This window comes from Coprobacillus cateniformis (genome assembly GCF_009767585.1).
In the GTDB taxonomy this organism is placed as follows: Bacteria; Bacillota_I; Bacilli_A; order Erysipelotrichales; family Coprobacillaceae; genus Coprobacillus; species Coprobacillus cateniformis.
In genome coordinates this window covers 1-2,237 of record NZ_WSNW01000017.1, presented here as the reverse complement: position 1 = coordinate 2,237, position 2,237 = coordinate 1, and the positions used below count along the sequence as shown (strand labels likewise).

Genomic DNA, 2,237 nt, shown 5'->3' with positions numbered 1-2,237 from the left:
TTCATATCCTTATAAGTTAAGCTGACATTGATTGGTGTTGAATTTATTAGCAATGAATCATTTGTTTCCAGTTCTTTTAAATAATAATCACCAATATGAAGATCAGTCCATTGAATACGACCATTTTCATCAGTCACCTTTTGAGAGATTAATGTGTCTTTTGTATAATATGTTTTTGTACCAGCAACATTCTTAATATCATTTCTAGCATACAAACCATACTTCAAATTAGATAAAAAAACATCACCCTCTAAATTGTTGGTAACATCGCTATCAATCTCTTTTTGAAATTCAATTGTTCCTAAAGGTTCATCATTTGAAATGGTTGTTGAAGTTGTGACAACTGGTGTGTTTTGATTTGCATATTTCAAAGATACCTTATATTTATTTTTATTTAACAAATAACCATGTGGAACCTCATATTCTTCTACAATGTAATTACCAAGTGGTAGTTCAACTGTTGTATCAACTCCACTTGCATTGGTTGTTAAAGTATCAACAATCGCTCCATTAGAATATAAAAGATTTCCACCAGCACTTCTAATATCTCCGTCTGCTTTGACATAAAATTTTGCATTAGAGACTTTATTGTCCATATCATTTGTTTTCGTAACTGTAATCGTTCCTTGTGGTTCCTTATCTGTTACTGTCTGCTTAATTTCATCACCAGCGTTTAACGTTACCGTATAAATTGTATTGTCCACTAAAAAACCATTAGGAGCGGTCTGTTCCTGTAAATAATAAATACCAGTTGTAAGATTTTCTACTTTAATTTTTCCATTTGTGACAGTTACATTTTCATCATAACTATCATTATTCCATAATCTAAATACAGCTCCGTCAATCAAATTACCATAAATATCATTTTTAGTAATTTCAATGCTCCCAAGCTGTAACCAGTCAACTGTTAATGATGTTGTTTTAGATGGATCTTCAACATAATCCCAAGAGCCTGTTGTTTGATAACTACTTCCAGCAATAGCTATAATAGGTTGAAACGCAAAAGATGAAATTTTATCATTTATATTCCATGAGTCCAACTTTTCATTTAATGGAGCTTCAAAATGAAACTTCGTTTTTCCTTTAATAGTAACACTTCCACCAGTTTGTCTCGTTCCATGTGTTTCATCAACATAAGTTACATTTTTTGGAATAGTAATGTCAATACCAAATAAATCACTACCACTATTTAATGTAACCGTTTCAGTCCTTTGTACATTTCCATCTCTATATGCACTTACTTTTGATTTTGAAAATGTCACAGAAAAATTTGGAACAGATTTATTTTTTATATATTCCATAAAATTTTTAATCGTTTTCGGTGATGAATTATCACCATAATAATAATAACTTAATGCCAAACTTGTTACAACTATTCCATGTGCACGACTCTCAAAACCACTCCATTGTTCAGGACCACCCCAACCAAAATATAGCACTTTTCTAACATTATTATCATCATAAATTTGTTGTTGTATTTTTACTCCAGTTCCTGGAGTTGCAACCGGATGTTGCATACAAAATGCTTGTCTACCACCCATTTTAAAATCACCAACAATATTACTACCATAAGTGACTTTACCATCATAATTAACCTCACTTTGTTTAGGATAATCATTTTTACTACTAATATTTGTTGCATAAACATTTTTAATGCTATCTATTCCAACAACATTAACTATCAAAATAAATATCAAAAATATTTTCAAACAAAAAAAGCATTTTTTCTTTTTATACATAATACCTCCTACTTTTCGTACAAAAAAAGAGTATATTTATACCCTTTGATTTTATTAAAATTATATTGTTAATATCCCCATTCTGGAGGTAACTCCAAATTACCTCCACCACCATATGAATAATTTGCGCCATCATTAAATTCATAATAACTATCCGGATCAACAGGAACAGAATACGAACCATCATCATTTTTCTTTATCGAAGACGAATCAGAAGAACCTGAGGATGATTTACTAGAATTTGATTTTTGTGATGACTTAGCAGATGTTGAACTAGAAGAAGATGAGTTTTTACTTTTTGATGAAGATGATGGATTAGATTTCTTTTCAGTCTGTTCTTTTTTCTCTTCTTTGACAATGATTTCAATCTCTTTCTTTGTTTCATTATTGCTTTCATCTTTTGCAATAACAGTCGCCTTGTATGTTCCAGCTTTCTTATAATTAACCTTTGAATCATCTAAAGTCACTGTTGTTTTTGATAAATCGGTTGCTTTCAAT

At 30.4% G+C, this 2,237-nt stretch carries 1 protein-coding gene and 1 pseudogene; both read right to left on the bottom strand.

What is annotated here, in order from left to right; all coding sequences use genetic code 11:
• The coding region (locus GQF29_RS18150; protein WP_272898074.1) for a SpaA isopeptide-forming pilin-related protein at positions 1-1,739 on the bottom strand (1,739 nt) is incomplete at its 3' end.
• Positions 1,740-1,807: 68 nt separating this feature from the next.
• A pseudogene (locus GQF29_RS18145) lies at positions 1,808-2,237 on the bottom strand (hypothetical protein); the annotation flags it as partial.